18 protein-coding genes, 3 tRNA genes and 1 pseudogene are annotated in these 26,998 nt (G+C 60.0%); 18 read left to right on the top strand and 4 right to left on the bottom strand.

From position 1 onward, the window contains the following. Positions 1 to 5: 5 nt before the first annotated feature. Positions 6 to 578: a TetR/AcrR family transcriptional regulator gene (locus FP026_RS21410; RefSeq protein ID WP_149636616.1), complete on the bottom strand. Its 573-nt coding sequence runs from the start codon at positions 576 to 578 to the stop codon at positions 6 to 8. Between the two features lie 154 nt (positions 579 to 732). Between FP026_RS21410 and FP026_RS21405 the strand changes: the two genes are divergently transcribed. Together FP026_RS21405 and FP026_RS21400 are read left to right on the top strand one after the other, a co-directional pair. Beyond that, complete coding sequence (locus FP026_RS21405; RefSeq protein WP_246665404.1) at positions 733 to 1,083, top strand: DoxX family protein; 351 nt, start codon at positions 733 to 735, stop codon at positions 1,081 to 1,083. A 182-nt stretch (positions 1,084 to 1,265) separates the two neighbouring features. Beyond that, entirely contained in the window at positions 1,266 to 1,844 is a 579-nt protein-coding gene (locus FP026_RS21400) for a flavodoxin family protein (protein WP_188112649.1), read from the top strand. Positions 1,845 to 2,020: 176 nt separating this feature from the next. Here the strand turns inward: FP026_RS21400 and FP026_RS21395 are convergent, their stop codons facing one another. Beyond that, a complete protein-coding gene (locus FP026_RS21395; RefSeq protein WP_149636613.1) occupies positions 2,021 to 2,758 on the bottom strand; it encodes an SDR family oxidoreductase in 738 nt (245 codons plus the stop codon). Positions 2,759 to 2,905: 147 nt separating this feature from the next. Beyond that, positions 2,906 to 3,892, bottom strand: a complete 987-nt coding sequence (locus FP026_RS21390; protein WP_149636612.1) for an aldo/keto reductase — start codon at positions 3,890 to 3,892, stop codon at positions 2,906 to 2,908. 224 nt (positions 3,893 to 4,116) lie between these two features. Between FP026_RS21390 and FP026_RS21385 the strand changes: the two genes are divergently transcribed. The 8 genes and pseudogenes from FP026_RS21385 (at position 4,117) to FP026_RS21350 (ending at position 22,161) form a co-directional block, all read left to right on the top strand. Next, complete coding sequence (locus FP026_RS21385; RefSeq protein ID WP_149636611.1) at positions 4,117 to 5,352, top strand: metallophosphoesterase family protein; 1,236 nt, start codon at positions 4,117 to 4,119, stop codon at positions 5,350 to 5,352. After that, positions 5,352 to 8,807: an ATP-binding protein gene (locus FP026_RS21380; RefSeq protein WP_149636610.1), complete on the top strand. Its 3,456-nt coding sequence runs from the start codon at positions 5,352 to 5,354 to the stop codon at positions 8,805 to 8,807. Before FP026_RS21385 ends, FP026_RS21380 begins: the two co-directional genes overlap by 1 nt. 32 nt (positions 8,808 to 8,839) lie before the next feature. Then, positions 8,840 to 9,052, top strand: a pseudogene (locus tag FP026_RS21375) (polysaccharide biosynthesis/export family protein); the annotation flags it as partial. Between the two features lie 343 nt (positions 9,053 to 9,395). Next, entirely contained in the window at positions 9,396 to 16,859 is a 7,464-nt protein-coding gene (locus FP026_RS21370) for a type I polyketide synthase (RefSeq protein ID WP_149636609.1), read from the top strand. Positions 16,860 to 16,861: 2 nt separating this feature from the next. Further along, complete coding sequence (locus tag FP026_RS21365; protein WP_149637167.1) at positions 16,862 to 18,280, top strand: aminotransferase class I/II-fold pyridoxal phosphate-dependent enzyme; 1,419 nt, start codon at positions 16,862 to 16,864, stop codon at positions 18,278 to 18,280. 18 nt (positions 18,281 to 18,298) lie between these two features. After that, positions 18,299 to 19,153 carry an SDR family oxidoreductase gene (locus FP026_RS21360; protein WP_149636608.1) on the top strand — a complete coding sequence of 285 codons (855 nt, stop codon included), beginning with the start codon at positions 18,299 to 18,301 and terminating at the stop codon, positions 19,151 to 19,153. 132 nt (positions 19,154 to 19,285) lie between these two features. Then, entirely contained in the window at positions 19,286 to 20,863 is a 1,578-nt protein-coding gene (locus tag FP026_RS21355; RefSeq protein WP_149636607.1) for an LTA synthase family protein, read from the top strand. Continuing rightward, a complete protein-coding gene (locus FP026_RS21350) occupies positions 20,863 to 22,161 on the top strand; it encodes a capsule biosynthesis protein (protein WP_149636606.1) in 1,299 nt (432 codons plus the stop codon). The genes FP026_RS21355 and FP026_RS21350 overlap by 1 nt, the downstream gene beginning before the upstream one ends. A gap of 346 nt (positions 22,162 to 22,507) precedes the next feature. On the opposite strand, the gene FP026_RS21345 is transcribed toward FP026_RS21350, so the two are convergent. Then, positions 22,508 to 22,583: transfer RNA gene (locus FP026_RS21345), tRNA-Val, on the bottom strand. A gap of 392 nt (positions 22,584 to 22,975) precedes the next feature. On the opposite strand from FP026_RS21345, the gene FP026_RS21340 reads away from it, so the two are divergent. The 8 genes from FP026_RS21340 (at position 22,976) to FP026_RS21305 (ending at position 26,989) form a co-directional block, all read left to right on the top strand. After that, positions 22,976 to 23,052, top strand: a tRNA-Asp gene (locus FP026_RS21340). 50 nt (positions 23,053 to 23,102) lie between these two features. Next, positions 23,103 to 23,179: transfer RNA gene (locus FP026_RS21335), tRNA-Asp, on the top strand. Between the two features lie 258 nt (positions 23,180 to 23,437). After that, positions 23,438 to 23,803, top strand: a complete 366-nt coding sequence (locus FP026_RS21330) for an NADH-quinone oxidoreductase subunit A (RefSeq protein WP_112344271.1) — start codon at positions 23,438 to 23,440, stop codon at positions 23,801 to 23,803. After that, positions 23,794 to 24,375: a NuoB/complex I 20 kDa subunit family protein gene (locus FP026_RS21325; protein WP_015339504.1), complete on the top strand. Its 582-nt coding sequence runs from the start codon at positions 23,794 to 23,796 to the stop codon at positions 24,373 to 24,375. The genes FP026_RS21330 and FP026_RS21325 overlap by 10 nt, the downstream gene beginning before the upstream one ends. Positions 24,376 to 24,392: 17 nt before the next feature. Next, complete coding sequence (locus FP026_RS21320; RefSeq protein WP_149636605.1) at positions 24,393 to 24,995, top strand: NADH-quinone oxidoreductase subunit C; 603 nt, start codon at positions 24,393 to 24,395, stop codon at positions 24,993 to 24,995. Positions 24,996 to 25,025: 30 nt separating this feature from the next. Further along, positions 25,026 to 25,421 carry a four helix bundle protein gene (locus FP026_RS21315; RefSeq protein ID WP_281408612.1) on the top strand — a complete coding sequence of 132 codons (396 nt, stop codon included), beginning with the start codon at positions 25,026 to 25,028 and terminating at the stop codon, positions 25,419 to 25,421. Positions 25,422 to 25,481: 60 nt separating this feature from the next. Next, positions 25,482 to 26,672 (top strand): NADH-quinone oxidoreductase subunit D, encoded by a 1,191-nt coding sequence (locus tag FP026_RS21310; RefSeq protein WP_149636603.1) that lies wholly within the window; start codon positions 25,482 to 25,484, stop codon positions 26,670 to 26,672. Continuing rightward, complete coding sequence (locus FP026_RS21305; protein WP_149636602.1) at positions 26,672 to 26,989, top strand: hypothetical protein; 318 nt, start codon at positions 26,672 to 26,674, stop codon at positions 26,987 to 26,989. The genes FP026_RS21310 and FP026_RS21305 overlap by 1 nt, the downstream gene beginning before the upstream one ends. The last annotated feature ends 9 nt before the right edge of the window (positions 26,990 to 26,998 follow it).

Genomic DNA, 26,998 nt, shown 5'->3' with positions numbered 1-26,998 from the left:
CGCTCTCAGGGTTGACCCGACACCATCTGCGTAATGAGCGTGATACGTTGAGCCCGAAAAGCGGGTCTTATCCTGCCGTGACGTTCAAGCTCCGCCAGACCGTGAAGTGCCGCCCAGAAAGTTTCGGTAGCGGTATCCGCATCCTCGCGGAACGGCACAATCACCGCCGCCATGGCTCCGAAAGCATCACGAAGTTGGGCTGGCGTGTCGGATCTGGCGAAGCGGAGACCAGTCGGCAGGACGAACATCGCCTCGTACATCGCAGGGCGATCGAAAGCGAAATCAAGATAGGCGGCTGCGACGTCTTCCACTCGCTCCTTTGACGTGGACGATGGCCGAATCGCGGCGCGGAGCATCGCAGCCAATTCGCCGAAGCCTTCGAGTGCGACCGCTCCGACGATCTGATCGCGATTTTCAAAATGCGAATAGAGAACCGGCTGGCTGTATTCTATCTCCTCGGCGAGACGCCGGATCGTGACGGAAGCCCAGCCGTCGCGTTCCGCGATCGTCCTCGCAGCGACGACGATCCTGCGTTCGCGTTCGCCTCGTTCTCGAGTCTTGCGTTCGCTGATACCCACCCCTGTGTCCTCAATCTGCGTGGCGCGATTTTCCTGCTGCGAAACTATCAAAAGGAACGTCGATTGACAAACTAGCGTCGCTATATTAAATAATATCGCTATTATGCTTCATGCGTCAGGGGCATCAGCGAAGAGAATATCAATGAGTCTTCCTATGAAACTTTTCACAGGCACAACGTCACTCGATACCATCCTCGTATGGCTGGCCGCCGGGGCGTTTCTCGTTGGCGCTGTCGTCAACGCGAGTGGACATCCGAAGATCCGCGCGGGCTTCGTGGGACTTCGATTTCCTTTCTGGTGGTGCTGGGTCACGGCTGCCTTTGAGCTCGTAACCGCGGTACTTTTGGTCACAGCCGGCACCCGATATATCGGGGTTGCGTTGGGCGCCTGCATCATGCTCGCCGCGATCGCGGCCATTCTCCGTATCCGGAATTATCGAGAGCTTCCGCCACCTTTCGTGTTCCTGTTGCTGCTGGCACTGGCGGGTGTCAGCGGCCAAGTCTGAATATCTGGCAACAGTGCCATCCAGATGAAGGCCTGCGCATAGCTGGCCGGAAAAGGTCCCCACGCCAGGGCGTCGGGTGTCGTCCACCCCCTGTCATCAATCCACCAAGAAGAAGACGCCAGTCGGAGCGACCTCGCTTCCGGACAGCGCAAAGCAATGGCCAGAAGGAGGCCAAAACCATCATGTCAAATCGCACGGCAAACACAGTCGTCGTCTATCATTCCGGCTACGGCCACACCCAGCGGATGGCGGAAGCCATAGCGGAGGGGGCGGGCGCGTTACTTTGCGCCATCGATGCGGATGGCAACCTTTCCGATGACGGATGGGTCGCATTGGACGCCGCCGACGCCATCATCTTCGGATCGCCAACTTACATGGGCGGCCCGAGCTGGCAGTTTAAGAAGTTCGCCGACACGTCCTCGAAGGCTTGGTTCACCAGCAAATGGCAGGACAAGGTTTTCGGAGGCTTCACCAACAGCGCCAGTTTGAACGGCGACAAGCTCAATACGCTCGAATACTTCGTTCTTCTGGCGGGGCAGCACGGAGGTCTTTGGGTCAGTTTGGGGGTGAAGCCGGCGAACGTGAAGGCTTCGAAGCGCGATGATGCAAACAGGATGGGATCATACATTGCGCCAATGGCGCAATGCGATGCCGACGCAGCCCCGAGTGAAATGTCGATCGGCGACCTGGAAACTGCTCGTGCTTACGGCGAGCGCGTAGCGCGAGTTGCGCAGCGGTTCGCGTCGGCTCAAGGCGCCTGATGCCGTGTCCTGGCCCCAGCATGTGAAAGACAGGTGACTCCGGCGAGCAGAGCAATTCGCTTACAACATGATGAGCCGACCCGCGCATGGCAGTGTCAGGAAACACGAAATAAACGGCGGTCGCTCGCTCTGCTCGCCCGGCTACACCATCGACCCGTTTTCACCGCCTGGTGATGTTAGAGCAATGTGCGGCCGCCATTGACCGCGAGCTTCTGGCCGGTGATGAAGTCTGCCTTGCTCGAGGCGAGAAAGACGACGGCATCGGCAATATCTTCGGGCCTGCCGAAATGGGCCAGCGGCGTGTGTGCGAGATAGCCGTCCCTTGCTTCTTGCGAAGCGCCGGCATGACGCTCGACCGGGATCCAGCCGGGCGCAACGAGATTGACCGTGATTCCTTCCGGGGCCAGCTCTCTCGCCCAGGAGCGCGTCATCGATAGCATGGCTCCTTTGGCGGAGGCATAATTGCCGAAATTCGGATTGCCGAGTTCCGCGATCTCAGAACCGATGTTGATGACGCGGCCGGATTTGCGTGCCCGCCAGTCCGGCAGCACCGCCTGAAGCAGCTCCAGCGGCGCCTTGACGAAGAATTCGAGTTGGTCGAGGTAAGTCCGCCAGGATTGCTCCATCAACGGCATTTCCGGCTGAGGGCCGGTCGCATTGTTGACGATGAGGTCGACAGGTCCGAGCGATGCCCTGATCTTTTCCAGCCCGTCCACAAGCTGGTCCTTGTCGATCACGCTGAACCGGGTGGCAAATGCCTGCCCGCCGCGCTGCCTGATGGTCTCGACAACCTTTTCGGCGCCCTGTGTGTCGCTCGCATAATTGACGGCGACGGCCCAGCCTGCCTCAGCAAGCTGCAAGGCGATCACCGCGCCAAGACCGCGCGAGGCACCCGTTACTAGCGCTACTTTCATGACATTTCTCCTCTAGGCTCGGTTCGGGCCGTTTTCCTCAATATCTTCCGGCTTAGGCAACTGTATACTGATGTCGCCGCTGCGCTTGTCAAAAGACTCCCAAAGTAGCCGGAAGGGCATTCCGGCTACCCATTTCACGCAGGGCTGTTACCAGCGATGATGGACGTGCGGCGCGATCAACCGCTCGTAGATTTCGCGCGTCGCCGCCATGACGTCGGCCGAAAGCGGCGCGAGATCGGCTGCAGTTGCGTTGGCCTTTGCCTGTTCGGCATTGCGGGCGCCGGGAATGACGACGGTGACGGCTTCGTTCATGAGAATCCAGCGCAGGGCGAAGGCTGCCATGCTCGCGCCGGCCGGAACCAGCTTGCGCACTTCTTCAACCGCCTGGAGGCCGACTTCAAAGGGAACGCCGGCAAAGGTCTCGCCGACATCGAACGCCTCGCCATGACGGTTGAAGCTGCGGTGGTCGTCGCTGGCAAACTGCGTGTCACGGGTGATCTTGCCGGAGAGCAGGCCGGAGGCGAGGGGAACGCGGGCGATGACGGCCACGTTCCTGCGTTTTGCCTCCTTGAAGAACAGGTGGTCGGGACGCTGGCGGAAGATGTTGTAGATAATCTGGATGCTGAGTACGCCCGGATATTCGATCGCCTTCAGCGCCTCCTCGACCAGTGCGACGCTGACGCCATATCCCTTAATTTTTCCGGCCTTCTGCAGATCGTCGAGACCGGCGAAAACTTCGGGTCGATAGAGAACTTCGGTCGGCGGGCAGTGAAGCTGCACCAGGTCAAGGCTCTCGACGCCGAGATTCTTCAGGCTGCGATCGATGAAGCCTTCCAGATTGGCCTTGGTATAGCCGTCGGCCACATGCGGGTTCAGCCGGCGGCCGGCCTTTGTTGCCACCATCGGGCGCTCGCCGCCACGTGCCTTCAGGACGTCAGCGATGATCTTTTCCGAGCGGCCATCGCCATAGACGTCGGCGGTATCGATGAAGGTCATGCCGGCATCGAGAGCGGCATTCAGCGCCGCGCGGCCATCGGCCTCGCTGACATCACCCCATGCGCCGCCGATCTGCCAGGCGCCGAAACCGACATCGGTCACGATAAAGGGCGTCCGTCCGAAAGCATGATGTCTCATGAAATGTCTCCTCTCTCTTGTTCGCAAGATGATAGGGCAGTAGCAGCCGTCCGACAGGGTCACCAGCGCGGATTGGCGATCGAAGATCGCAATCGCGTGACTGAGAAACATGACAAACTCGGCCTGGCTTGCGAAACCATTGGATGAAGTAGTCCACGCGGTATTCATCGCGTCTCCGTTTCCTTACAAGGGAAAGACCGGATATCTGACTGCTATCGGAGCCCATGCCCTCTTTCAGCTTCATTCATGCCGCCGATCTGCACCTTGGCAGCCCCTTTCAGGGTCTGGCTCTAAAGGATGCCGCCGTCGCCGCGGTCTTCGTCGAAGCCAGTCGCAAGGCCTTCTCGACGTTGGTGGGGCTGGCGATCGAAAGGCGTGTCGATTTCTTCGTGATTGCCGGCGATGTCTATGACGGCGATTGGAAGGACAACAAGATCGGCCTGTTCTTCAATCGCGAGATGGCGCGGCTGGAGCGGGCTGATATTCCGGTCTATCTGCTGCGTGGCAATCACGATGCGGCAAGCGTCATCACCAAGACCATCACCCTGCCGTCAAACGTCCATGAGTTTCCGACCGGCAAGCCCGGCAGCGTCAGGCTGGAGGCGCTGCAGGTGGCGCTGCATGGCCAAGGCTTTGCCGAACGCTCCGCTAACGACAATCTGGCGATTTCCTATCCCGCACCTGTCTCCGGCTGGTTCAACATCGGCATTCTTCATACCTCGCTCACCGGCCGCGAGCCGCATGCGCCCTATGCGCCATGCTCCGTCGATGACCTGCGCTCGCGCGGCTATGACTACTGGGCGCTCGGTCATGTGCACGACTATGAAGTGGTGGCGCAGGATCCAATCGTCATCTTTCCGGGCAATCTGCAGGGTCGCAATATCCGCGAGCGCGGTGCCAAGGGTGCGGTGCTGGTGACCGTTGAAGACGGGCGGATCGACCACGAGCGACTGATCGTTGACGAGGCGCGCTTTGCGCAAGTCGATATCGTCGTCAGTCCTGATGACGATCAGGCGGCGATCCTGCGCCATGTGGAACAGGCGGTGCAACCCTTTGCCGATGAGATGGCAGGGCGTATGACCGCGTTGCGCGTCCGGCTTTCTGGCGTGACGCTGCTACACGGCGCAATGGCCGCCAATCGCCAGCAATGGCGCGACGAGGTGGAAGCCGCCTGCCACCGCGTGCATGAGGATATCTGGCTGGAAAAGCTGGAATTGCGGCTGGAGCCGCCGTCGGAGAAAGCGGCGGATGCGGACGGCGCGCTCGATCTGCGCCAACTGCTGGCCGAACATGCCGGCGATGCCGATATTGCCGCGGAAGCCGGCCGGCTGATCGACGAGATTGCCGTGCGTCTGCCGGGTGGCCTCGGCGCAACTGATATGCCGCTGGATGACAGCGTGGACACCCTCATCGAGGAGGCGCGGCAATTGCTGCTGGCGCGCGGGCAGGGGGCGGGCTGATGCGCTTTACGCGGCTCGATATTCTCCGCTATGGCGCGCTCACCGATCGCATGCTCGATTTTCGCCCCGGTGCGCGGCTGCACGTGATCTATGGTCCGAACGAGGCGGGTAAATCCTCGGCCCTGAGCGCAATCTCCGATCTTCTTTTCGGCTTCCCGACCGCCGCCGAGCAGAGTTTCCTGCACGAACCCGGAGCTTTGCGGATCGGAGCCGATATCAATGCGCGCGACGGAGCACGCTTAAGCTTCCGTCGCCGCCGCGGCCGGAAGGGAACGCTTCTGGCTCCTGATGACAAGGAGACGCCGTTCGCCGAGGATGCGCTTTCGCCTTTCCTCGGCAATTTGAGCCGCGATGTCTTCGAGCGCGCCTTCGGTCTCGACTCCCAAAGGCTGCGGCAGGGTGCGACCGCCATGCTGCGCAGCGGCGGCGAGATCGGCAGCCTGCTGTTTTCGGCTGCTTCCGGCCTGACCGGCCTGTCCCGGCTACGCCAGTCGCTGGAGGCGGAGGCTGACGGCATCTATGCGGCCAGACGCTCGAAGGATCGCGGTTTCTACCAAGCCATCGACCGCTACGAAGATGCCCGCAAGGCGGAGCGGGACAATGAGCTGAAGTCCGGCGACTGGAAGAAGCTCCTTGCCGAAGCGGCCGAGCTGGAGACGGAACTGGACCGCCTGCAGGCGGAACGTCGCGGCACGCGAGAAGCACTGGACCGGCTCAAGAGGCTGAAGACCTTGCAGCCCTTGCTCGCCGAAATCGACGCGGAAACCCTCGGGCTCGACGGACTGTCCGACCTTTCCGCCATACCGGAAGGCTTCGCCGATACGCTTGAACAGAGATTGCGCGATAAACAAGCGAGCGAGGAGGAACTGCGCCGAGCTCGGCAAGCCGTTCTGCGCGCCGAGGAAGACCTGTCGCGCATCCAGGTCGATGAAGCGCTGTTGCAGATGTCGGGCGATATCACCCAGCTCTTTGCCGATACCGGCAACTACCGGGCCCAGCGTCACGATCTGCCGCGCGTCGATCAGGAGCTTGCCGGTTATGACACGACGCTTTCGCAGCTTGCCCGTCGTCTCGGTCTTGCCGAAGCAGAGCTGGAACGGCAGCAGCCGAGCGATGTCGACCGTGCGCGCCTGTCCGAGCTGGTGGATGAGGGCAGGCAGCTCGCGCGGCAGATGCAATCCCTTGCCGAGCAATCCGAGAGCGAGCGCCGGCAGCTTGCTGCGCTTGAGAAGGATAGCCTTGCGGGCCGGCTCATCGATCCGCGGCCCTACATCGATCAGCTCGAGGCGCTGGGCAGCGATCTCTCGGCCTTGAGCCGTATTGACGGGCTGGACACGCAGATACGCCGCATCGAATCCGATCTCAAGGAAGCAGCCGGACGACTGCAGCCACCGGTTAGTGACATTGACGCGCTTTTCTCCGTGCCGCTGCCGGAAACGACGGAGATTACTGGGCATCGCGATGTCATCGACGCTGTGCGATCGAAGGCACGCGATGCTGCCGGCAAGCTGCAGAACCATGACGAGCAACTGGCCGAGATAGAACGAACGCTCGCGGACGCAGAGCGCACCGGGCCGATCGTCACCCGCGAACAGATCATCGCCGCGCGCGCGAGCCGTGATGCGCAATGGACCTCCATCCAGCAAAGGTGGACGGACGGCGTAGGCCCGGAAGCCAAGGTGCTTGCGGCGCTGACCGTCGGTGTTGCCGAGGCCGATCGCCTGGCCGATGCGGCCCTGAGCGATGCGGATCGTGTCGCACGCCATGCTGATTATCGCCTTCGTCAAACACGCCTGCTGCAGGAGCGCGAAGAGGCCTCTGGTCGGCTGAAGAGCTGCGAGAAGGCCCTGAAGGATGCCCAGGCGACCTTCGCAGCGCTTTTTGAACCCTGCGGCATTGATGCCCTCTATCCATCGACGATGCTGGAATGGCGACGCGGAGTGGAACTGCTACGACGCGAGCGCAAGGCATTGCGGGATCTGCGGGACGAACGGGAGGAGAATGCGTTGGCGGAAGGCCGCGTCTTGCCCGCCTTGCAGGATATCGTCGAGGCGACCGGCTATAAGAGCGGGCGCCTTCCACCGGCCGCGATTGCTGAAGGCCTACGCAAGCATCTGCGTCTTCTTTCGGAACGCTGGAGCGAAAGCCGCACGCGGGAAGGGGAGATCGGCGCGGCGCGTGACCGGCTGGCGCGATTCGAGGACCAGCAGCGGATATTGGAACGGCAGCACACCGACTGGCGCGAGGCTTTCGGCAAGGCCATCGCACTTCTTGGCCTGCCATCCGATACGACGCTGGATATGGCGAATGCCGCCCTGAAGGCATGGCAGGAGCTGCCCGATGTCCTGGCGGAGCGCGAAAACCGCCTGCGCCGCGTCAATGGCATGCGGCGCGACATGGCGGATTTCGAGCGGCGACTGGCGACCCTTGCAGCCAATAGCGGCTATGAGCTGGACCATCTGCCACCGGACGCCGCCGCCGAGGCGCTGCACACCCGCGTCAACGCCATGCGCGGCGAACTGAAGAAACGCGACAGCCTGGAAGAGGAACAGCAGCGTGGGGAAGGGCACGTAGTCCGCCAGGAGGCGGCACTTGCTGCCATCGCGGCGGATCTCGATCATCTGACTGCCGATCTCGGCGGCGTGGAAGATCTGCCGGCTTTGCTGTCGCGGCTGCGTGAACGTCTGCGGCTGACTGAACGGCTCGTCGAAAGCCGCGATCGTTTCCGCCAGCAGGCCGATGGCAAGGCCGAAGGCGATCTTCGGGCCGAGCTTGCCGGCTTCGAACGCGTCGCCGCCGATCTCGAAATCGAGCGATTGACCGAGGAAGACCAGCGGCAGTTCGCCATGCATGGAGAGCTTTCGGCACGGCTGGCGGAGAACCGCCGCCAGCGGCAGGCCTTGGAAACGGGCGTAAGTGCCGAATATGCAGTTTTCGAAAAGCTTTCGGCCGAGCAGGAGGCAAAGGATCTCGCGCGGCAATGGGTCGTGTTGAAGATTGCGGCCCGCATGCTGGCGGGCTCGATGGAGGCCTATCGCGAAAAGCAGGCCGATCCCGTCATCAGGCGGGCGGGCGAGCTGTTCTCGCAGCTGACCGGCGGCCGTTTTGCCCGTCTCGTCGAAGCCCACGATGAAAGTGATGCGCTGCAGCTGCTGGCGGAACGCGCCGCAGGCGAACGCGTGCCACTGGATGGCCTGAGCGAAGGCACCGGCGATCAGCTCTATCTTGCCCTGCGGCTGGCATTTCTCGAAGATTATTCCGCCCGCAACGAGCCGGCGCCGCTGATCGTCGACGACATCTTCCAGACCTTCGACGACGAGCGCGCCCGCGCCGGGCTGCAGGTTCTTGCCGCAACGGCCGACCGTTTCCAGACGATCCTCTTCACGCACGAGATGAGCGTCGTCGATATCGCCAAAAGCGAGATCGGCAGAGATCTCGATCTGATCCAGCTCTGATCGAGATGACCTGCAGATCGCGCTATGGCATCGATGCCAGGGGACGCTACCCGATCGTCTACCGGTTTGACATGTCCAATCCCGATAGCCTGATCGTTGGACAGACCTTCCCGGTCAAGAGCCGCGACGTCATCTATGTCTCGCGTCATCCCTCGGTTGATATTCGAAAATTCTTGAACCTTATCGGCACGCCATTGGGTATCGCCTCGCAAGGGGCGGCGACGGCGGCTAATCTGGGACAATAGCCGGGCGATGGAGGCTTTTGCAGCTCTGACGACGGCTGCTTGTGCCTCTATTCATCGGCGAGTGCCGACATCTGTATGATCGTGACGGATCATGCCTTGTGAAGGGGCGGGATTCGTCGCGAACTGAATGACGGAAATAATTGCAGTGGACGCGAACAAAGGCTGCGATTTTCTACGTGGATTGAGGGCTGAGAGATCTCATATTGCATCGGTTGCTGCACTGCCGCATATTGGTTGTACACGCAGATTTTTTATCAATGACAACCATAGATAATGATGATGTGGACAGTTGATATTGAAATTGGCCAGCTTGGTGTACTTCGTAGAATATTGCTGAGAGATCATGACGGTTGAAATTATCGGGCGGGCAAGCGTTGCCCCTGGGGCGGATTCGATTGAAGAATTGCAGCTTGTCCTCAAGGAAGGGCGTTGTACGATAAGCCGTATACCTGAAGAGCGTTGGGACCTTGCGCGCTTTTGGCATCCGGCTGTAGGCGTCCCGGGCAAGACCTACACATATGCGGCCGGCGTTCTCGACAATATCTACGCCTTCGACCCTGCTGTTTTCGGCCTCTCCCAGCGCGAAGCGATGCAGATGGATCCGCAGCAGCGCATCCTTCTCAATGTCGTTTGGCGGGCTTTGGAAGATGCAAATCTACCGATTGACGGTTTCGAGGGGCAGCGGGTCGGCGTTTATGTCGGTGCATCCTCCCTTGAGCATGGCAACCTGACGCTCGAAGATCCGGCCTCGGGTAGCCCGTATTTCATGACGGGCAATACGCTTTCGATCGTTTCCAATCGCATCTCGCACATATTCGGCCTGCGCGGGCCGAGCATGACGATCGACACGGCCTGCTCGTCGTCGCTGGTTGCGCTCGACCAGGCGGTGAGGGCGCTGGAGAGCGGCGAGATCGATACCGCAATCGTTGGCGGCATCAATGTCCTGCTCCACCCGATGTCCTTCGTTGGCTTCGCACAGGCGCGCATGCTGTCGCCGGAGGGCCTCTGCCGCGCCTATGCCGAGGATGGACGCGGTTATGTTCGGGCTGAAGGCGGCGCGGCGATCGTCTTACGCCGGACGGATGTCGCGCTGCGCGAGAAGGACCGCAGCTATGCCAGGATCCATGCCGTCGGCGTCAATTCCTCGGGGCGGACCAACGGCATCTCCATGCCGTCGCGAGAGGCGCAGGCAGCCTTGCTGCAGTCGATCTACGAAGGGCGCGGGATCGATGTCAATCGCATTGCCTTCATCGAAGGGCATGGAACGGGAACGAAGGTCGGCGACCCCGCCGAAATCTGGGCGATCGGCGAGGTCGTAGGGCGCAACCGGCGGGCGCCGGTGCCGATCGGGTCGATCAAGACCAATATCGGCCATACCGAACCCGCATCAGGCCTGTTTGGACTGCTGAAGGCGATCATCGCACTGGAGCATAATTTCCTCCCGGCTTCCCTGCATTTCGACCGCCCGAACGAGGCGATCGATTTCGAGGGCTTGAACGTCCGCGTCAATACGTCTGCGATCGAACTCCTCCCTGCGAAGCAACCGCGTTTTGCGGGCATCAACTCCTTCGGCTTCGGCGGTACGAACGCGCACGTCGTCATCAGTGATCCTGATCCGGTTGCGCCGCCCGAGCCGCAAATCAAAGGCGAAGGAGTGGTTTTTGCGGCGAGCGCTCATACGGCTTCCGCGCTTTCGAAGTTGCTCGTGAAATACAAGGCGAGCCTTGAAAGCGTCGAGCCCAGAGAAGCTCGGCAGATCGTCGCTTCCGCCGCCGCCAATCGCGAACCCATGCGTCATCGCTTTGCGGCCCGTGCCAAGGATAGTGCGGCGGTACTCGCCGCGATCGACGCGCACCTGTCCGGCAAAACATCGGTCGGCGAGGCGGGCGAGGCGCCGGCGCAAGCTGCCAAGATCGCCTTCGTCTTTTCCGGCAATGGGTCTCAATGGGCCGGTATGGGCGTTGGCGCCTATGAGGAGAACCGCCATTTCCGGCAATGCTTCCAGTCCTTCAGCGCCCTTTTCGAATATTATCTCGGCGAGAAGCTGACGGATGTTCTGGTTGCTACCGATCTTTCCGCACGGCTTGCCGACACCAAGATTGCGCAACCTCTGTTGTTCGCGATCCAGGCGTCTCTCTCGGACTGCCTGTGGTCGATGGGCGTCAGGCCGGATGCTGTCCTCGGCCATTCGGTCGGCGAAATTGCCGCGGCCTATGCCGCTAAGGCGCTGACGGCTGCCGAGGCGGTCGCAATCGTCGCCAAGCGCTCGCTGCATCAGGATCTTCTTGCCGGCGAAGGCAAGATGGCCGCCGTTGTACTGGGCGAGGATGCCGCCTTGGCCTTTGCGAAGTCCCATGGCCTCGACAACATCTGTATTGCGGCGATCAATGCGTCGAATTCGGTAACGATCTCCGGCCCGGCCGACGAGGTGGAAGCGTTCAGAGATGCGGCGCGCAAATCCCAGATCGTCGCGCACGTCCTCGATATCAACTATCCGTTCCATCACCCGATCATCGATCGTGCCAGGGATGCCTTTCTGACCGATCTGCCCGATCTGGCGCCGGATAGCGGGGCAGGGACCTTCATTTCGACCGTGACCGGCGAACTGCGCGACGGGCGGCTGCTGGATACGCAATACTGGTGGCGCAATGTTCGCGATCCCGTGCTCTTCAAGGCCGGCTGTCAGACGGCCATGGCGATGGGATGCAATCTCTTCATCGAAATTTCGCCACGCCCGATCCTGTCCAATTATGTGGCGGAGATCGCCAAGCAGTCTTCCGTTCAGGTCATTGCCATACCGACCTTGCTGCGTGAAGCTCCCGTTGCCAGTCATGATCCGGTTTCACAATCATTCGCGCGGGCGGTCGCCAACGGTGCGCCGGCGCTGCGGGCACGCGGCAGCGCCACGCGCAACGCGTTCGTCAAGCTGCCGTCCCTGCCGTTCGAGCCGCTGGAATTGCGCACGCAACCGACAGCTGACGAGATCGATATCTTCGGTCGCGACCGAAAAAATGATCATACGCTGCTCGGCTGGCGGACCGACCCCAATGGTTCGAATTGGAAGAACCATCTCGACGCTCGTCTTTTTCCGGATCTTGCGGAGCATGTGGTCGACGGCAAGGCAATCATGCCGGGCAGCGGCTTCGTCGAAATCGCCGTCACCGCAGCACAGCAATATTACGGGACGGATGAGGTTGAGATCGGCAATCTCGAAATCATCCGGCCGCTCGAATTGTCCCAGGATCGCATGGTCGAGCTTTCGACCATCCTGTCACCCGAGACCGGAGACATTGAGATCCGGTCGCGTGAACGCTTTAGCCATGACGAATGGACGGTGCATGCCGTCGGGCGTTGCCGCAAGCCCGTAAGCGGCGAGGGGAGTAGCGAGCCTGCCGAACGTTCGGGCAGGGATCGCAAATCCGTTCTGACCTCCGAAGTGACCTATGAAACCGCGGAGCGTTTCGGATTGCATTATGGCCCGCATTTCCAGCTTCTGGCAAAGGCGGTCGCTTTCGGCCAAGATCTCATCGAGGTGGATCTGAAGCCGCCGGCGGTGCCTGCGCATCCTTTTGGGACTTACAATCTCAACCCCATGTCGGTCGACGCCGCATTTCACGGTCTCGTCGCATTGTTCGATCAGTTTTCCGGCGATGAGGCCGGCGCGCCCTATATTCCCGTTCACTTCGGCACCGTGAAGGCTTTCGGCAGGGGAAGATCGATTGTCAAAGCACGGATCGAGATCGACCGGTTCAGCGCAAATTCGGTCAAGGCGCGCTTCGCCTTGTTCGACGCGGGCGGCAGGCCGATTGCGGTTCTCGATGATTGCCGCTTCCGCCGCACGCAGCTGCGCCGCCGGGCAACGCTGGAGTCCGTTGCGTTTCACTATGAGAGCGTGCCATCGGCCATTTTTGCCGGCAGAGACGAAGCCGGCACCGGTGCATTGCGGATTTCACCGCAGTCGAGCTTCGAAGGAAACCATGCGCTCAACAATGCGAGCCTTCTTCTCGACGCGGCAGTCTATCGTGCCTGCCACGACATAGCGCTGACCGTAGCCGATCGTAAGGGCAGCGTCGTATTCTCCAGCCTTCCCGGCGCTTCCGAATTCAGGTCGTTTCTCGTCAATTGCCTCTATATTCTCGAGGACGCCGGCATAGCGGCAGCGAGGGACGGCAAATGGGAGATCCCGCGAGAGCCGACATTGCCTCCGCTGGCTGAATTGCTGCAGGAAATCTATCGCGAGGACGCCGGGCGCGTGGCTGAGGCTGTTCTCGTAAGCAATGCCCATCGCGAGACACTCGAGCATTTGGCGATGATCCGCCCGCATGTCGTGGAGCAGGAGCCAGCGAACCGAGGCGCAAGCATTTCGGGCGGGGCGACCCTGGAACATATGCTTCTTCACTCTCCTTTGAGCGAAAGGCGGCTTTCCCTGCTTGCGGAGGCACTGGCGTCCGCTATCAAAGCCAATGCCGGGTTGATCGAGCACATTCTTGAGATCGGTTCCGTGTCTGCCGTTTTCAGCCGAAAGCTGGCGGCCGCCGCCTCCGCCGCTGGCGCATGCCTTCTCATCGCCGAACCGCGCGAGCACGCCCGCCGCGCGCTGGAGATCGCTTTCGAGCGCGATGCGCATGTCATCGTGACGGACCCCGCCAGGCTGCCGGATCGCACCAATGCCGACATCGTCGTCGCGTCCGGCGATCAGAGCCAGCATCTGATGCGCGACAACGACGACATCAAGCGGATTCTCCGGACGGTCGCCGCCGGCGGCGGGCAATTGTTGCTGGCCGACCGGGCACCGAGCGCCTTCAATGATTTCGTCTTCGGCCTGTCCGAAGGCTGGTTTTCCGATAGCCAATCGCCGGAATTCCCGGTCGGACGGCTCGGTACACCGCAACAGATCGAGGATCTGCTGGAAACACTTGGCTTTGCCGAGCCTCGGATCCGCGAACTGACTTTCCCCGAAGGTTCCCTGATAGCAGTGTCGGCCTTCTCTGAACGACGGCCGGAAGCGTCGAGCACCGCTGAAGCCGCCGAGCCGATCCTGATCCTGTCGGAGCAAGGCAGGAACGGCCTGGCCAAACTCGATAAGAGGATGGCGATCATCGATCTCGGCGCATCGCCTGCAAATCTTGCCGACGTCCTTGGTGCTATCGATTGCGATACTCGTCGGATCGTGTATCTCGCAAGCAGGAAGTCTGGCGAGGTAACGGAACTCTCGCTGTCCCGTCTGTCGGCCTTCGCCGAATTGGCGAATCTATTGTCGCGGAAAAGCGATGGCGCAAAGTGCCGGCTGATCGTCGTTGCACCGGGCGGTTCCCCGCTGGCGGCCGGTTCTGTCGATGAGGCCAATGCCGGCTTTTGGGCCTTCGGACGTGTCCTGCAAAACGAATATGATGCCTTCGATGTGCATCTGCTGGATGCCGATGCGGATGACAAGCGGACTGTTATGGTCATCGACGCCCTGATGGCGGCGGAGACGGAGAACAGAGAGTGGTTTCTGGATCGCCTGACCGGAAAAATCCGCGAAATCAGAGCTGCTGCCGGTCCTTTCGGCACCATCGAAGCGAGCCGGCAGGATTTCGAGACGGCAACGATCCGGCAGCATGTCGGCGGTCGCCTGGATAGCGTGGCCTGGGAAGAAACCAGCCTTCCCGTGCCTGATCAAGGCGAGGTCGTCGTTTCCGTCGAAGCCACAGGCCTCAACTTCCGGGATGTCATGTGGGCAATGGGTCTCCTGCCCGAAGAGGCCTTGGAAGATGGCTTCGCCGGCGCCACGATCGGCATGGAATTCGCGGGTAGAATTTTGGCTGTGGGCGATGCAGTTGATGATCTCCAGCCCGGCGACACGGTTATGGGCATCGGGCCGGCTGCGTTCTCGACCCATGTTCGGGTCCGGCGCGACGGCGTCACCAAGCTGCCGGAGCGAATGAAAGCCACTGCTGCTGCGACGGTGCCGGTTGCTTTTCTGACAGCCTATTACGCGATGGTCGAGCTCGGACGCATTCAGCCGGGTGAAACCATTCTGATCCATGGAGCTGCCGGCGGCGTTGGTCTTGCAGCACTCCAGATCGCCAAGCATAGAGGTGCGAGGGTGATCGCCACGGCCGGTACGGTCGAGAAGCGCGGCTTCCTTGAAATGCTTGGCGCCGATCATGTGCTCGATTCCCGCTCTTTGGATTTCGTCTCGGGCGTGCGGCTCCTTACCGGTGGCCAGGGTGTGGATCTCGTTCTCAACTCGCTTTTTTCCGAAGCGATGGAGCGAAGCATCGAGCTGGTCAAACCCTTCGGTCGTTTCCTGGAACTGGGCAAGCGCGACTATTATGCCGACCGCAAGATCGGCCTGCGCCCTTTCCGGCGCAATGTCAGCTATTTCGGCATCGATGCGGATCAGCTCCTGGCCAATGCGCCCGATCTTACGCGGCGTATTTTCACCGAGATCGGACAGCTCTTCGCGGAGGAAAAGCTGACGCCGCTGCCATATCGCGCCTTCGCCCATGACGAGATCGGCAACGCATTCCGCTTGATGCAGAATGCCGGCCATATCGGCAAGATCGTCGTGCGGCCACCCATTCCGGATGTCGATAGCGTCTTGCGGGCTTCGGCGAAACCTTTGCGCTTCGATGCCAGGGGCATTTTCCTGGTTGCGGGCGGCATCGGCGGCTTTGGACTTTCCGCTGCCGATTGGCTCGTCTCCAGGGGCGCGCGCCGCATAGCCTTATGCTCGCGGCGAGGCATTGCCGACACGGAAACCAGGAAGGCAATGGCCGATTGGGCAAAGCGCGGCGTCGTGGCGACGCTGCATGCCTGCGACATTACCGATGCAACCGCGGTCGAAACGCTGCTGGCCGCTCTTCGCGCCGAAGGAGCGCTGAAGGGCGTTGTTCACGCCGCCATGGTTCTCGATGATGCGCTTCTTGCCAATCTGACGCCGGAGCGCAATCGCCCCATTCTCGAGGTCAAGATGCGCGGCGCCGGAACTCTCGATCGTTTGACGCGGGGCGACGAGCTTGAACTCTTTCTTCTTTTCTCCTCGGCAACGACCATGCTCGGCAATCCGGGGCAGGCCAATTACGTGATGGCAAACGGCTATCTGGAAGGCCTGGCCCGCGCGCGTCGCGCCGCCGGCAAGCCGGCTCTCGCCGTCGGCTTCGGCGCCATCGCCGACAAGGGTTTCCTTGCGCGCAACGGCGAGGTCAATGATCTCTTGTCCAAGCGGCTAGGTAAGGCCGCATTGAAGGCGCGCGACGCGCTGGAACAGGTCGAGCGCTATATTCTGGCCGACACCGGCGCCGTCGATGCCGCAGCCGTCATGATCGGCGAGATCGACTGGAATGCCGTTCGCCTGTTGCCGATCGCCGGCCGCTCGCTCTTCGAACCGCTGATGCGGCATACGGGCAGCCATCAGGCCCTGAGCGAGGGAGACAGCATCGATCTAAGGGAGTTGATCAGCGGCAAATCGGAAGAGGAGGCCCAAGCTGCCCTACATGGGCTTGTTGCTGCGGAAATTGCCGCGATCCTCCGCGTCACCCAAGATACCGTGACGCCCGACAAGATTTTGAAGGATATCGGCCTCGATAGCCTGATGGCGATGGAACTCGGCATGAGCTTCCAGCAAAAGACCGGTTTCGACATTCCTTTGAGCGGTGTCGGCGAGGGCACGACGGTCGGCGACGTCGTCAGCCGTTTGCGTGATCGCGTCATGAATCGCAACGGTGACGATGTGAAGGGTGACGCCGCGGGCAATGACCAGATAGTCGAGCGGCTGGCGCGCAGCCATGCCGCGGAACAGGAAAAAAGGGCCGCTCAGTGACGATGCATGATGCCAATGATGGCAGCCCGGCGGAGCAGAAGAAGAGCAAGCTGCTGGAGCAGATGCGGCGCGTTGGCGAATCCTCCGGGCGTAACCGTGCCGAGCGCTTGAACAGGCAGCCGCCGGCACAGCAACGCCAGGCAGCGCGTTTCGAAGACTTGCCGGAGTACAAGCGCGTCGCAACGCAGCGCATCGCCGGTGAATTGCTCGGTGTTGCCAACCCCTTCTATCGCTCGCACGATGCAGCAGCTGGTGCAACCACGCGCATTGGCGGGCGCGAGTTCATCAATTTCGCCTCCTATGATTATCTGGCGACCAATACCGATCCGCATGTCGCTGCAAGCGCCAAGCAGGCGATCGATCGTTTCGGCATTTCAGCTTCGGCGAGCCGCCTGGTCGCAGGTGAGCGGCCGGGGCATGTGGAATTGGAACGAAAGCTTGCCGCGGTCTATGGTGTCGACGCCGCCGTCTGCTTCGTCAGCGGCTATCTGACCAATGTCGCGGCGATCGGCTGTCTCATGGGGCCGCAGGATCTGGTGATCCATGACGAATTCATTCACAACAGCGCGCTCGCTGGCATCAAGCTGTCGGGTGCGGCACGCCGGCTTTTTCAGCATAACGACGCCGACAGCCTCGAGAACATCCTGAAGACGCTGTCATCCGATTTTCGCCGCATCCTGGTCATCGTCGAAGGAATCTATTCGATGGATGGCGATATCGCCGATCTGCCAGCTCTGCTGGAGCTGAAGGCGCGTTACGGTTTCTGGCTGATGGTCGATGAGGCGCATGCGCTCGGCATTCTCGGCAAGACGGGTCGTGGCACTTTCGAGCATTTCGGCCTCGATCCCCGGGACGTCGATATCTGGATGGGTACGCTTTCAAAGACGACCTCGAGCTGCGGCGGCTATATCGCCGGCAGCAGTGCACTTGCCGATATTCTGAAAGCGGAAGCCGGCGGCTTTGTTTACAGCGTCGGGCTCTCGCCCGTTCTTGCCGCCGCCGCCATCGCCGGTCTGGATATCCTGCGATCCGAGCCTGAGCGAACCGAACGCCTCGGGTGCAACGGTCGGCTGTTCCTCGAAGAGGCGAGGGCGGCAGGCCTCGATACCGGCCTCAGTGCGGGTCACTCGGTCGTGCCCGTCATCGTCGGCGATTCGCTTCGGGCAGCGCAGCTTTCGAACGATCTGCTGGCCGAAGGCATCAATGTCCTGCCGATCATCCATCCGGCGGTGCCCGAAGGCATGGCGCGGCTTCGCTTCTTCATCACCTGTAACCATACCGAAGAGCAAATCCGGCGCGCGGTCGCGCTTACGGCAGAAAAACTGAAGAGTTTGCTGGACCGGAATTTCGGTCTCGCATCGCTCGATATGGACAAGATGATGCAATTGCTGCCGATGGGCCTGGTCCCAGCCGGATCGTAAATTCAGGACGATTGACTCATGCATGTTATCGTCACGGGAGGTTCGAGCGGAATTGGTCTGGCGATAGCGAAACTTTATGCGGCCAGGGGGGATCGCGTTTCGCTTCTTGCCCGTCATCCCGGGCGCCTCGAGGAGGCGCGAGCCGAGATTGCATCGCTTCAAGGCGTCGACGACGCCCTTATCCGGATATGTTCCGTGGACGTCGCCTCAGCCGCGGAGACCGCGCGGACGGTGGAGCTTTGCGAGGCGTCCTTCGGCCCCTGCGATATCCTCATCGCTTCGGCTGGTATCGTCGAGCCCCAAGCCTTCGACGCGATGCCGGTATCGGTTTTCGATGAGCAGATCGCTATCAATTTTCTCGGAACGGCGAATGCCGTTCGCGCAGTCTACAAGGGCATGAAGCGGCGGCGCAGCGGCCGGATCATGATGATCTCCTCGGGTGCCGCTCTGATCGGCATCTTCGGCTATACCGCCTACTGTGCATCGAAATCGGCACTGGCCGGTTTTGCCGAAGCCTTGAGCACCGAGGCGGCCGCCACCGGCGTATACGTTTCCATCTGCTTTCCGCCCGATACGCTGACGCCGCAATACCGACGCGAAATCTCCCTCAGACCGCGCGAGGCGGAAATGTTGATGGGGGCCGTCAAGCCTTGGAGCGCCGAGGCGGTGGCCGCAAGAATCGTTCGCGGGCTGGATCGGGGACAGGCGAAAATCCACTTCGGATTGTCGCTGACCGCGCTTGCCTATTTCGGGCCGCTGATAAAACCACTGCTGAAATGGTGGCTTTCGCGCAAAACGCGAAAAATATTTGGGCAGGATGCATATCCTGGTCTTGCCGATACGGCCGAGCAAGGCTTTGATCGTGATAAGTAATACGAAGCAATCGTCGATGCCGCGTTGTCAGTCGCGCGTCGGCAAGAGAAGGCAGAGCAGGGAATTGGCGATCCGTTCCCCACGGATTTGGAAAACGCTGCGGCAGGCAGCGGGCATTTGGATGGCACAATCTTGAAGCTGCATGATTTTCCAGTTCTTTTGACGCTCGCCTGCTTTGTGTTTTCCTGCGTCGTCGTATTCTTGACCGATCCATTTGCGATGCCGATGGCTGTTAATGCGCAGAACCGCACGGCAAGAAGCTGGCGGCGCCTGGCTTGCGATTGGGCGGCGAGAATTCCGGTCATCGCATTGATCTATGCCGCCTTCTTCGCGATTTCCTGGCGTCCCATCTACAGCACGCAGGCGGTGATCAGCTTCTTTGTCATTTTCTCGGGAATTTCGCGGGCGAAATTCGAATTCATCCGGGAGCCCTTGGTATTTTCGGACATTGCGCTGGTGGTCGATGTCTTCAAATACAAGGAGATCTTCTACGCGACGTCGCTGAACATCGTCTTCTGGGTGATTGCCTTCGCTTACGTATTCGGCCTCAGCGGCCTCTATATGTACCTAGAGCCATCGGTACTGCCAGCATCCGACGGCTTGCTGTGGATTCTCCTGATGCTCGCCGTCGCATTCGTGCCCTGGCTTGCCTTGCTCAGCAGGGTTATCAGCGAACCGGTCTGCCGTTTCACGCAGAAATTCTTGGGCAAGGTCGATGTCAAGATCGATACCGTGAGGTTCGGTACCTTCGCTTCCGTCGTCTTTCATTTCGTCATCTGGGTTGGTGTCCGGCGCGAGGCAATCGTCTCGGAATTGTCCGGCCGCTTCATCTCGGCGCTTCAGGAGCTTTGGGATCACGGCGAGGACGAGCCGCTCATTGTCGTCTGGCAATCCGAATCCTTCATCGACCTCAGGCATTTCGGCGTCGAAAACATCAAACTTCCGAATCTCGATCGCCTGCGTGAGCGGGCCTCGCAATGGGGTCGCATGACCAGCGTTTTCGAGGGAGGCTACACGCTGCGAACGGAATTTGCTGTCTTGAGCGGGCTGCTGCCCGAAAATGTGCATATCGATGCCAGCTATCCCTATCTGCGCGCTAGTCATTACAAGGATGTCGTCTGGCCGGCGCGGCTCAAAAAGGCGGGCTGGAAGACGCAGTTCATTCATCCTTACGACAAGACCTTCTTCCTGCGTCACAAGGCATTGCCGCAGCTCGGCTTCGACCGAATGATGATGCTGGACGAATTCGATCACAATCCGGACCGCGATGGCCCCTATGTCAGCGATCTCTCACTGACGAAGAGTGTGATTCGGACGATTGACGACGATGGCACCAGCAAGAATTTCGTCTTTGTCGCATCTATGGCGAATCACGGCCCCTGGGAGCCGGGCCGTTGCGGAGATCTGGTCAATCCCGTGGATATTTATGGCGAGCTGCTGATGCGCGCCGATCACGCGCTCGGCAATCTTGCCCATCATCTCGATAGGCTGGATCGCCCGGTGTGGCTTCTTTTCTATGGCGATCACGCGCCCCTGCTGAAGGCCTTCGCCGACCCGTTCCCGGATCCGCGCACCGATTATGCCATCGTTCCCCTTGGCCGTGCGCGAGCCCATTCGCAAAAGCCGCAGCCACCGCGGGAAGAGGCGCCGTGGAACCTGATCGGCGCATTGCTGCATTATGCGGGCCTTCGCGCCGAGGTGCCGGAGTAATGGCCGACGGGCAGGGGAAAGGGGGCGATACCCCGGGCACGTTCCTGTTCCTGCAGGGGCCATCCTCGCCGCTCTTCGTCGAGATCGCCGGAATCCTGGAAATGGCGGGTGGCCGCTGCATTCGCATCAACCTCAATGCCGGCGACTGGATTTCGTGGCGCTGGCGCAGCGCCTTCAATTATCGCGGCAATTTTGCTGGCTGGCGCGCCTATGTCCGGCGGCGAATCGAGGCCGAAAATGTCACCGATATGGTGCTGCACGGCGAAGAGCGTCCCTATCATAAGGTCGCCATCGAGGAGGCGCGCCGGCTGGGTGTCAGCATCACCGTCGTTGAGATGGGATATTTGCGGCCGGACCGGGTGACGCTGGAGCGCGACGGGCTCTCCTCCAATTCGCATTTTCCGAATGACCCTGCCTACATCCTTAAAGCGGCGTCCAATCTGCCCGATCCGGACTGGACACGCCGCTACAGCCAGACGTTCCTCGCCGAAGCGCTCTACGATCTCGTCTATTATCTGCCGACCGTCTTTCTATGGTTTCTCTATCCCGGCTATCGGCGTCATGGGCTCTATCACCCGCTTATGGAATATGCCGGGTGGTTGAGGAGACTTCCCTCAAGCGGCAGAAGATCGCGCGAAGCGGAGGGCGTGATCGAGCAGCTGCTCGCCAGCGGCAAGCGCTTCTTCGTTTATCCATTGCAGCTTCAGACCGATTTTCAATTGCGGGCGCACTCGCCCTTTCATCAGCAGCGGGATGCCATCAGGCTGATTCTTCGCTCTTTTGCGGAAAATGCTGCGCCGGAAATGCATCTCGTCCTGAAACTGCATCCGCTCGACAACGGGCTTGTGGACTGGAAGGCCTATATCGACGGCATCAGCGCTTTCTTCGGACTGTCTTCTCGTATCCATTTCATGGATGGCGGCAATCTCGACCGGCTGGTGGCCGCCAGCGAGGGGCTGATAACAGTCAATTCCACGGCGGCATTTTCGGCGCTGCGGGCTGGCAAGCCAGCCAAAGCGCTCGGGGCGGCGATTTACGACATAGAGGGCCTGAGCGACCGGGGGGATTTGGATCGATTCTGGGATGAGCCGAGGCCGCCATTGCCGGAGCTGCGCGACGCATTCTTTAGGCTGCTTGCCGCTGCCATACAGGTGCGCGGCAATTTCTGCTCGGAGGAGGGCGCGCGTGCCGCCGCCGCTGAAATTGCCGAGAGATTGCTGTCACGGACCGTCAATCTGCCTGATGGTTATGTCGACCCGCCGCCGCGGCAACGGCCATCGAAGATTCGTGTGCCGTGAGCGTGACGAAAAGGAACCGGTCGCCTGAAGGTCTTCGACCCTGAAATTGACAATACGGCGACTTACATGTGGACTGGAGCTGAACTTGGCGCAACGATTCGACGCCAGGAAAGCGAATAACGGTTTGCCGGGAGCAAACATCATGGATGACAGCAAGATGGAAAGGTTCATGCTGAAGGAGCTGCTGATGATCATCGCAGCCCTTGTACTTGTTTCCGCAGTGCTTCTGGCGGTCGTTATTTTCGGCAATTATTGAGCTGCACTTGACCGAACGCGCAAAACCGCAGTTCGGGAACGAAAAACATCGTTCCAACCTGAAAATTCGCTGATTGAATTCGGGAAAGAATGGTGGGCGATGAGAGACTCGAACTCCCGACATCCTCGGTGTAAACGAGGCGCTCTACCAACTGAGCTAATCGCCCTTCAGCAAAGCGGGTTATTGGCCCGCCGCGTTCGGTGGCCGTGATCTATGCGGAACGGGGAAAAACCGCAAGAGTGTTTGTGAAGATTTTTTGATTTTTTTGGATTTTGCGCATCTTTGACTACTCGTCATCCCCATGCACAAATGTGAAGACATACTGATCGATACGATGCATATCATGTGCCGATGAAATGCGTGAGGCGGGAACCTGCCATGCCAAATTGGCGGAACGGAAAATTATGGGCAGGCTTGTCGATAACAATTCACACTCTGTCATCGATTTGTATTCAAACCTGCTTGACACCCCAACACGAACCCCGTAGTTAGCCGCTCATCGAACGGCGAGGGCCGCTTTGATGGGTGCGAAAGCATCCGGAATGCTTGAAATGAAATGCGGGTGTAGCTCAGTCGGTTAGAGTGCCGGCCTGTCACGCCGGAGGTCGCGGGTTCGAGCCCCGTCACTCGCGCCATTTCAAGGTAAATTCCGGATCTGGCACCGCGCCGAAAGGCCAAGCAATGCGCGGGTGTAGCTCAGTCGGTTAGAGTGCCGGCCTGTCACGCCGGAGGTCGCGGGTTCGAGCCCCGTCACTCGCGCCATTCTCTCCAAGCCATTACAATCAAACGTCAATTTATTGCGATTGCGAACGAGCCTTTTCGCGTTTGCGCCAATTTGTCGCGTTGTCGTCGCAACATATTGATATCTACCGCTCGATAGGACCCCGAACGACAGATTCAAAAGGCTTGCGCGCGCGCTCCGCCTGCGCTAACCACGGCTTTGTTGCAACGCTCTTTCGCTTGCTGGGCATTTGCTCAAAGGCGCCGCCCCGGCGCTGATCGCAAGCAGGGATGGACATGATGACTGGACTGCTCAGTTCCTATATTCCGATAGCGATTTTCATTGGTATTGCCCTGGTGATTGGCCTGGCGCTGTTGATCACGCCGTTTGCTGTCGCTTTCAAGGCACCTGATTCCGAGAAGCTATCGGCCTATGAATGCGGCTTCAATGCATTCGATGACGCCCGTATGAAGTTCGATATCCGCTTCTACCTGGTATCGATTCTCTTCATCATTTTCGATCTGGAAGTCGCCTTCCTCTTCCCGTGGGCGGTCTCCTTCGGCGCGATCGGCTGGTTCGGATTCTGGTCGATGATGGTGTTCCTGCTGGTGCTGACCATCGGCTTTATTTATGAATGGAAGAAGGGAGCCCTGGAATGGGAGTAGCCCCAAGCAACACGACGCTCGTGGCGCCGCAGCCGAAGGGGATCATCGATCCTGCGACCGGCAGGCCTGTTGGCAGCAACGATCCGTTCTTCGGCGAGATCAACAACGAGCTCGCCGACAAGGGCTTTCTGGTCACCTCCACCGATGAGCTGATCAATTGGGCCCGCACCGGCTCCCTGATGTGGATGACTTTTGGTCTTGCTTGCTGCGCTGTCGAAATGATGCAGGTTTCGATGCCGCGTTACGACGTCGAGCGCTTCGGCTTTGCGCCGCGTGCCTCGCCGCGCCAATCCGACGTCATGATCGTCGCCGGCACGCTCACCAACAAGATGGCGCCCGCTCTGCGCAAGGTCTACGACCAGATGCCCGAGCCGCGTTACGTCATCTCGATGGGCTCCTGCGCTAACGGCGGCGGCTATTATCACTATTCCTATTCCGTCGTGCGCGGCTGCGACCGTGTGGTGCCGATCGACATTTACATTCCGGGCTGTCCTCCCACGGCGGAGGCGCTGCTTTACGGCGTGCTTCTGCTGCAGAAGAAGATCCGGCGCACCGGCACGATCGAACGGTAAGGCAGGGGACAGGTATCATGAGTGAAGCCCTGAACGAGCTCGCGGCTTATCTAACGGAAGTTCGCGGCGCTCTGATCTCATCGAGCGAGATCAAGTACGGCGAATTGAATGTGACGACGACGGCCGAAAACGTTATCGCCCTGCTGACTTTCCTGCGTGACGATGCCAAGTGCGGTTTCGTCAACATAACGGATATTTGTGGCGTCGACTGGCCGCAGCGCGCCGAGCGCTTCGATGTCGTCTACCATCTTCTGTCGCCGAAGAAGAACCTGCGCATCCGCGTCAAGGTTCCTGTCGGCGAGGACCAGCCTATTCCCTCTGCTTGTGGCCTTTATCCCGGCGCCGATTGGTTCGAGCGCGAAACCTGGGACATGTACGGCGTTCTTTTCACCGGACACCCGGATCTGCGCCGTATCCTGACCGACTACGGTTTCGAAGGTCACCCGCTACGCAAGGACTTCCCGACGACCGGTTTTGTCGAGGTTCGCTATGACGACGCCGCCAAGCGCGTCGTCTATGAGCCTGTGGAACTGAAGCAGGAATTCCGTAACTTCGACTTTTTATCTCCTTGGGAAGGCACGGATTACGTGCTGCCGGGCGACGAAAAAGCGAAGCAGTAAGCTGAGGCAATAGGCATTAGCCAATAGGCAATAGGAGAATGGCAAACGGCAATTAATTCCTATCAGGACCTTACGGTGTGGCAACGCGCCATGGATCTTGCGGTTGAATGTTACGCTCTTACTAAGGAATTTCCGAAGGAAGAGATTTACGGTTTGGTTTCGCAGATAAGGCGAGCATCCGTATCGATCGCAGCAAACATTGCGGAAGGTTATGGGCGAGAGGCCACAGGGGCTTACGTCCATCACTTGAAGATCGCACAAGGTTCACTGAAGGAATTGGAGACGCATCTGATACTTTCCACGCGGATAGGCATCGTAGCCTTTGAGCAAGTTAGGCCGGCGATGTCCACGAGTGATGAAATCGGAAAGATGCTACGGTCTCTCATGCGCCGATTGCAAGACGAGCGACCTGGATATGAAAGTTAACGATTACACTATTGCCTATTGCCTACCGGCTAATGCCTGCAATAAGCGGAGCGCATTGCAATGACAGAACATAACGTTCGCAACTTCAACATCAATTTCGGTCCGCAGCATCCGGCTGCGCACGGCGTTTTGCGTCTTGTCCTCGAATTGGACGGCGAAATTGTGGAACGCGTCGATCCCCATATCGGCCTGCTGCATCGCGGCACGGAAAAGCTGATCGAGACGAAGACCTATCTTCAGGCCGTTCCTTATTTCGACCGCCTCGACTACGTGGCGCCGATGAACCAGGAACATGCCTACGCGCTGGCCGTCGAAAAGCTGCTGGGCATCGATATCCCGATCCGCGGCCAGCTGATCCGCGTGCTTTACTCGGAAATCGGCCGTATCCTGTCGCATCTGCTGAACGTCACCACGCAAGCCATGGACGTCGGCGCGCTGACGCCGCCGCTCTGGGGCTTCGAAGAGCGCGAAAAGCTGATGGTCTTCTACGAGCGCGCCTCCGGCTCGCGTATGCACGCTGCCTATGTTCGTCCGGGCGGCGTTCACCAGGATCTGCCGGAAAAGCTCGTTCAGGATATCGGTGACTGGTGTGATCCCTTCTTGAAGGCACTCGACGATATCGACGACCTTCTGACCGGCAACCGCATCTTCAAGCAGCGCAACGTCGATATCGGCGTGGTCTCGCTGGAAGACTGTTGGGCCTGGGGCTTCTCGGGCGTGATGGTTCGCGGCTCCGGTGCTGCCTGGGACCTGCGCAAGGCGCAGCCCTATGAATGCTATTCCGATCTCGAATTCGACATCCCCATCGGCAAGAACGGCGATTGCTACGACCGTTACCTCATCCGCATGATCGAAATGCGCGAATCCATCCGCATCATGAAGCAGTGCGTCAATCGCCTGCTGGGTGATGCCAGGGTCGGACCGGTCTCCTCGCTCGACGGCAAGGTCGTACCGCCGAAGCGCGGCGAGATGAAGCGCTCGATGGAAGCGCTGATCCACCACTTCAAGCTCTACACCGAAGGTTATCACGTTCCGGCCGGCGAGGTTTACGCGGCTGTCGAGGCGCCGAAGGGCGAGTTCGGCGTCTATCTCGTCTCCGACGGCTCCAACAAGCCTTATCGCTGCAAGATCCGTGCGCCGGGCTATGCGCATCTGCAGGCCATGGACTTCATGTGCCGCGGCCATCAGCTCGCCGACGTCGCCGCCGTGCTTGGTTCGCTCGATATCGTGTTCGGTGAGGTGGATCGCTGATGCGAGCCTGGCAGGTTGCTATTCCTGTGATCCTGTTTGCCAGTGGCGCTTCTGCGCAGCAGACGGGCAATACACAGGCCCTGCCGAACATCAATATGCAGGGTTCGACCGCGATCGGCGGGAAGTCTGCGAAAGGCGGAAATGAGGTACAGGCGAGCGGGGCTTCCACGATCGCCGACCTCCTTTCCCGAGGTTACCAAATCAAGGCCGCTGTGCCGAACGGCGGCAAGTTTGTTGTGTTTATGCAGAAAGACCAGTCGGCCTATGCCTGCGAATTCTCGTCTCTGACGAATACGCGGTGTGGGTCCTTAAACTGAGATAAGGCG

Source organism: Martinezella tropici, from assembly GCF_008370325.1.
Classification (GTDB): domain Bacteria; phylum Pseudomonadota; class Alphaproteobacteria; order Rhizobiales; family Rhizobiaceae; genus Rhizobium; species Rhizobium tropici_B.
The sequence above is the reverse complement of the archived record's forward strand: the minus strand, read 5'-3'. Positions and strand labels throughout refer to the sequence as shown.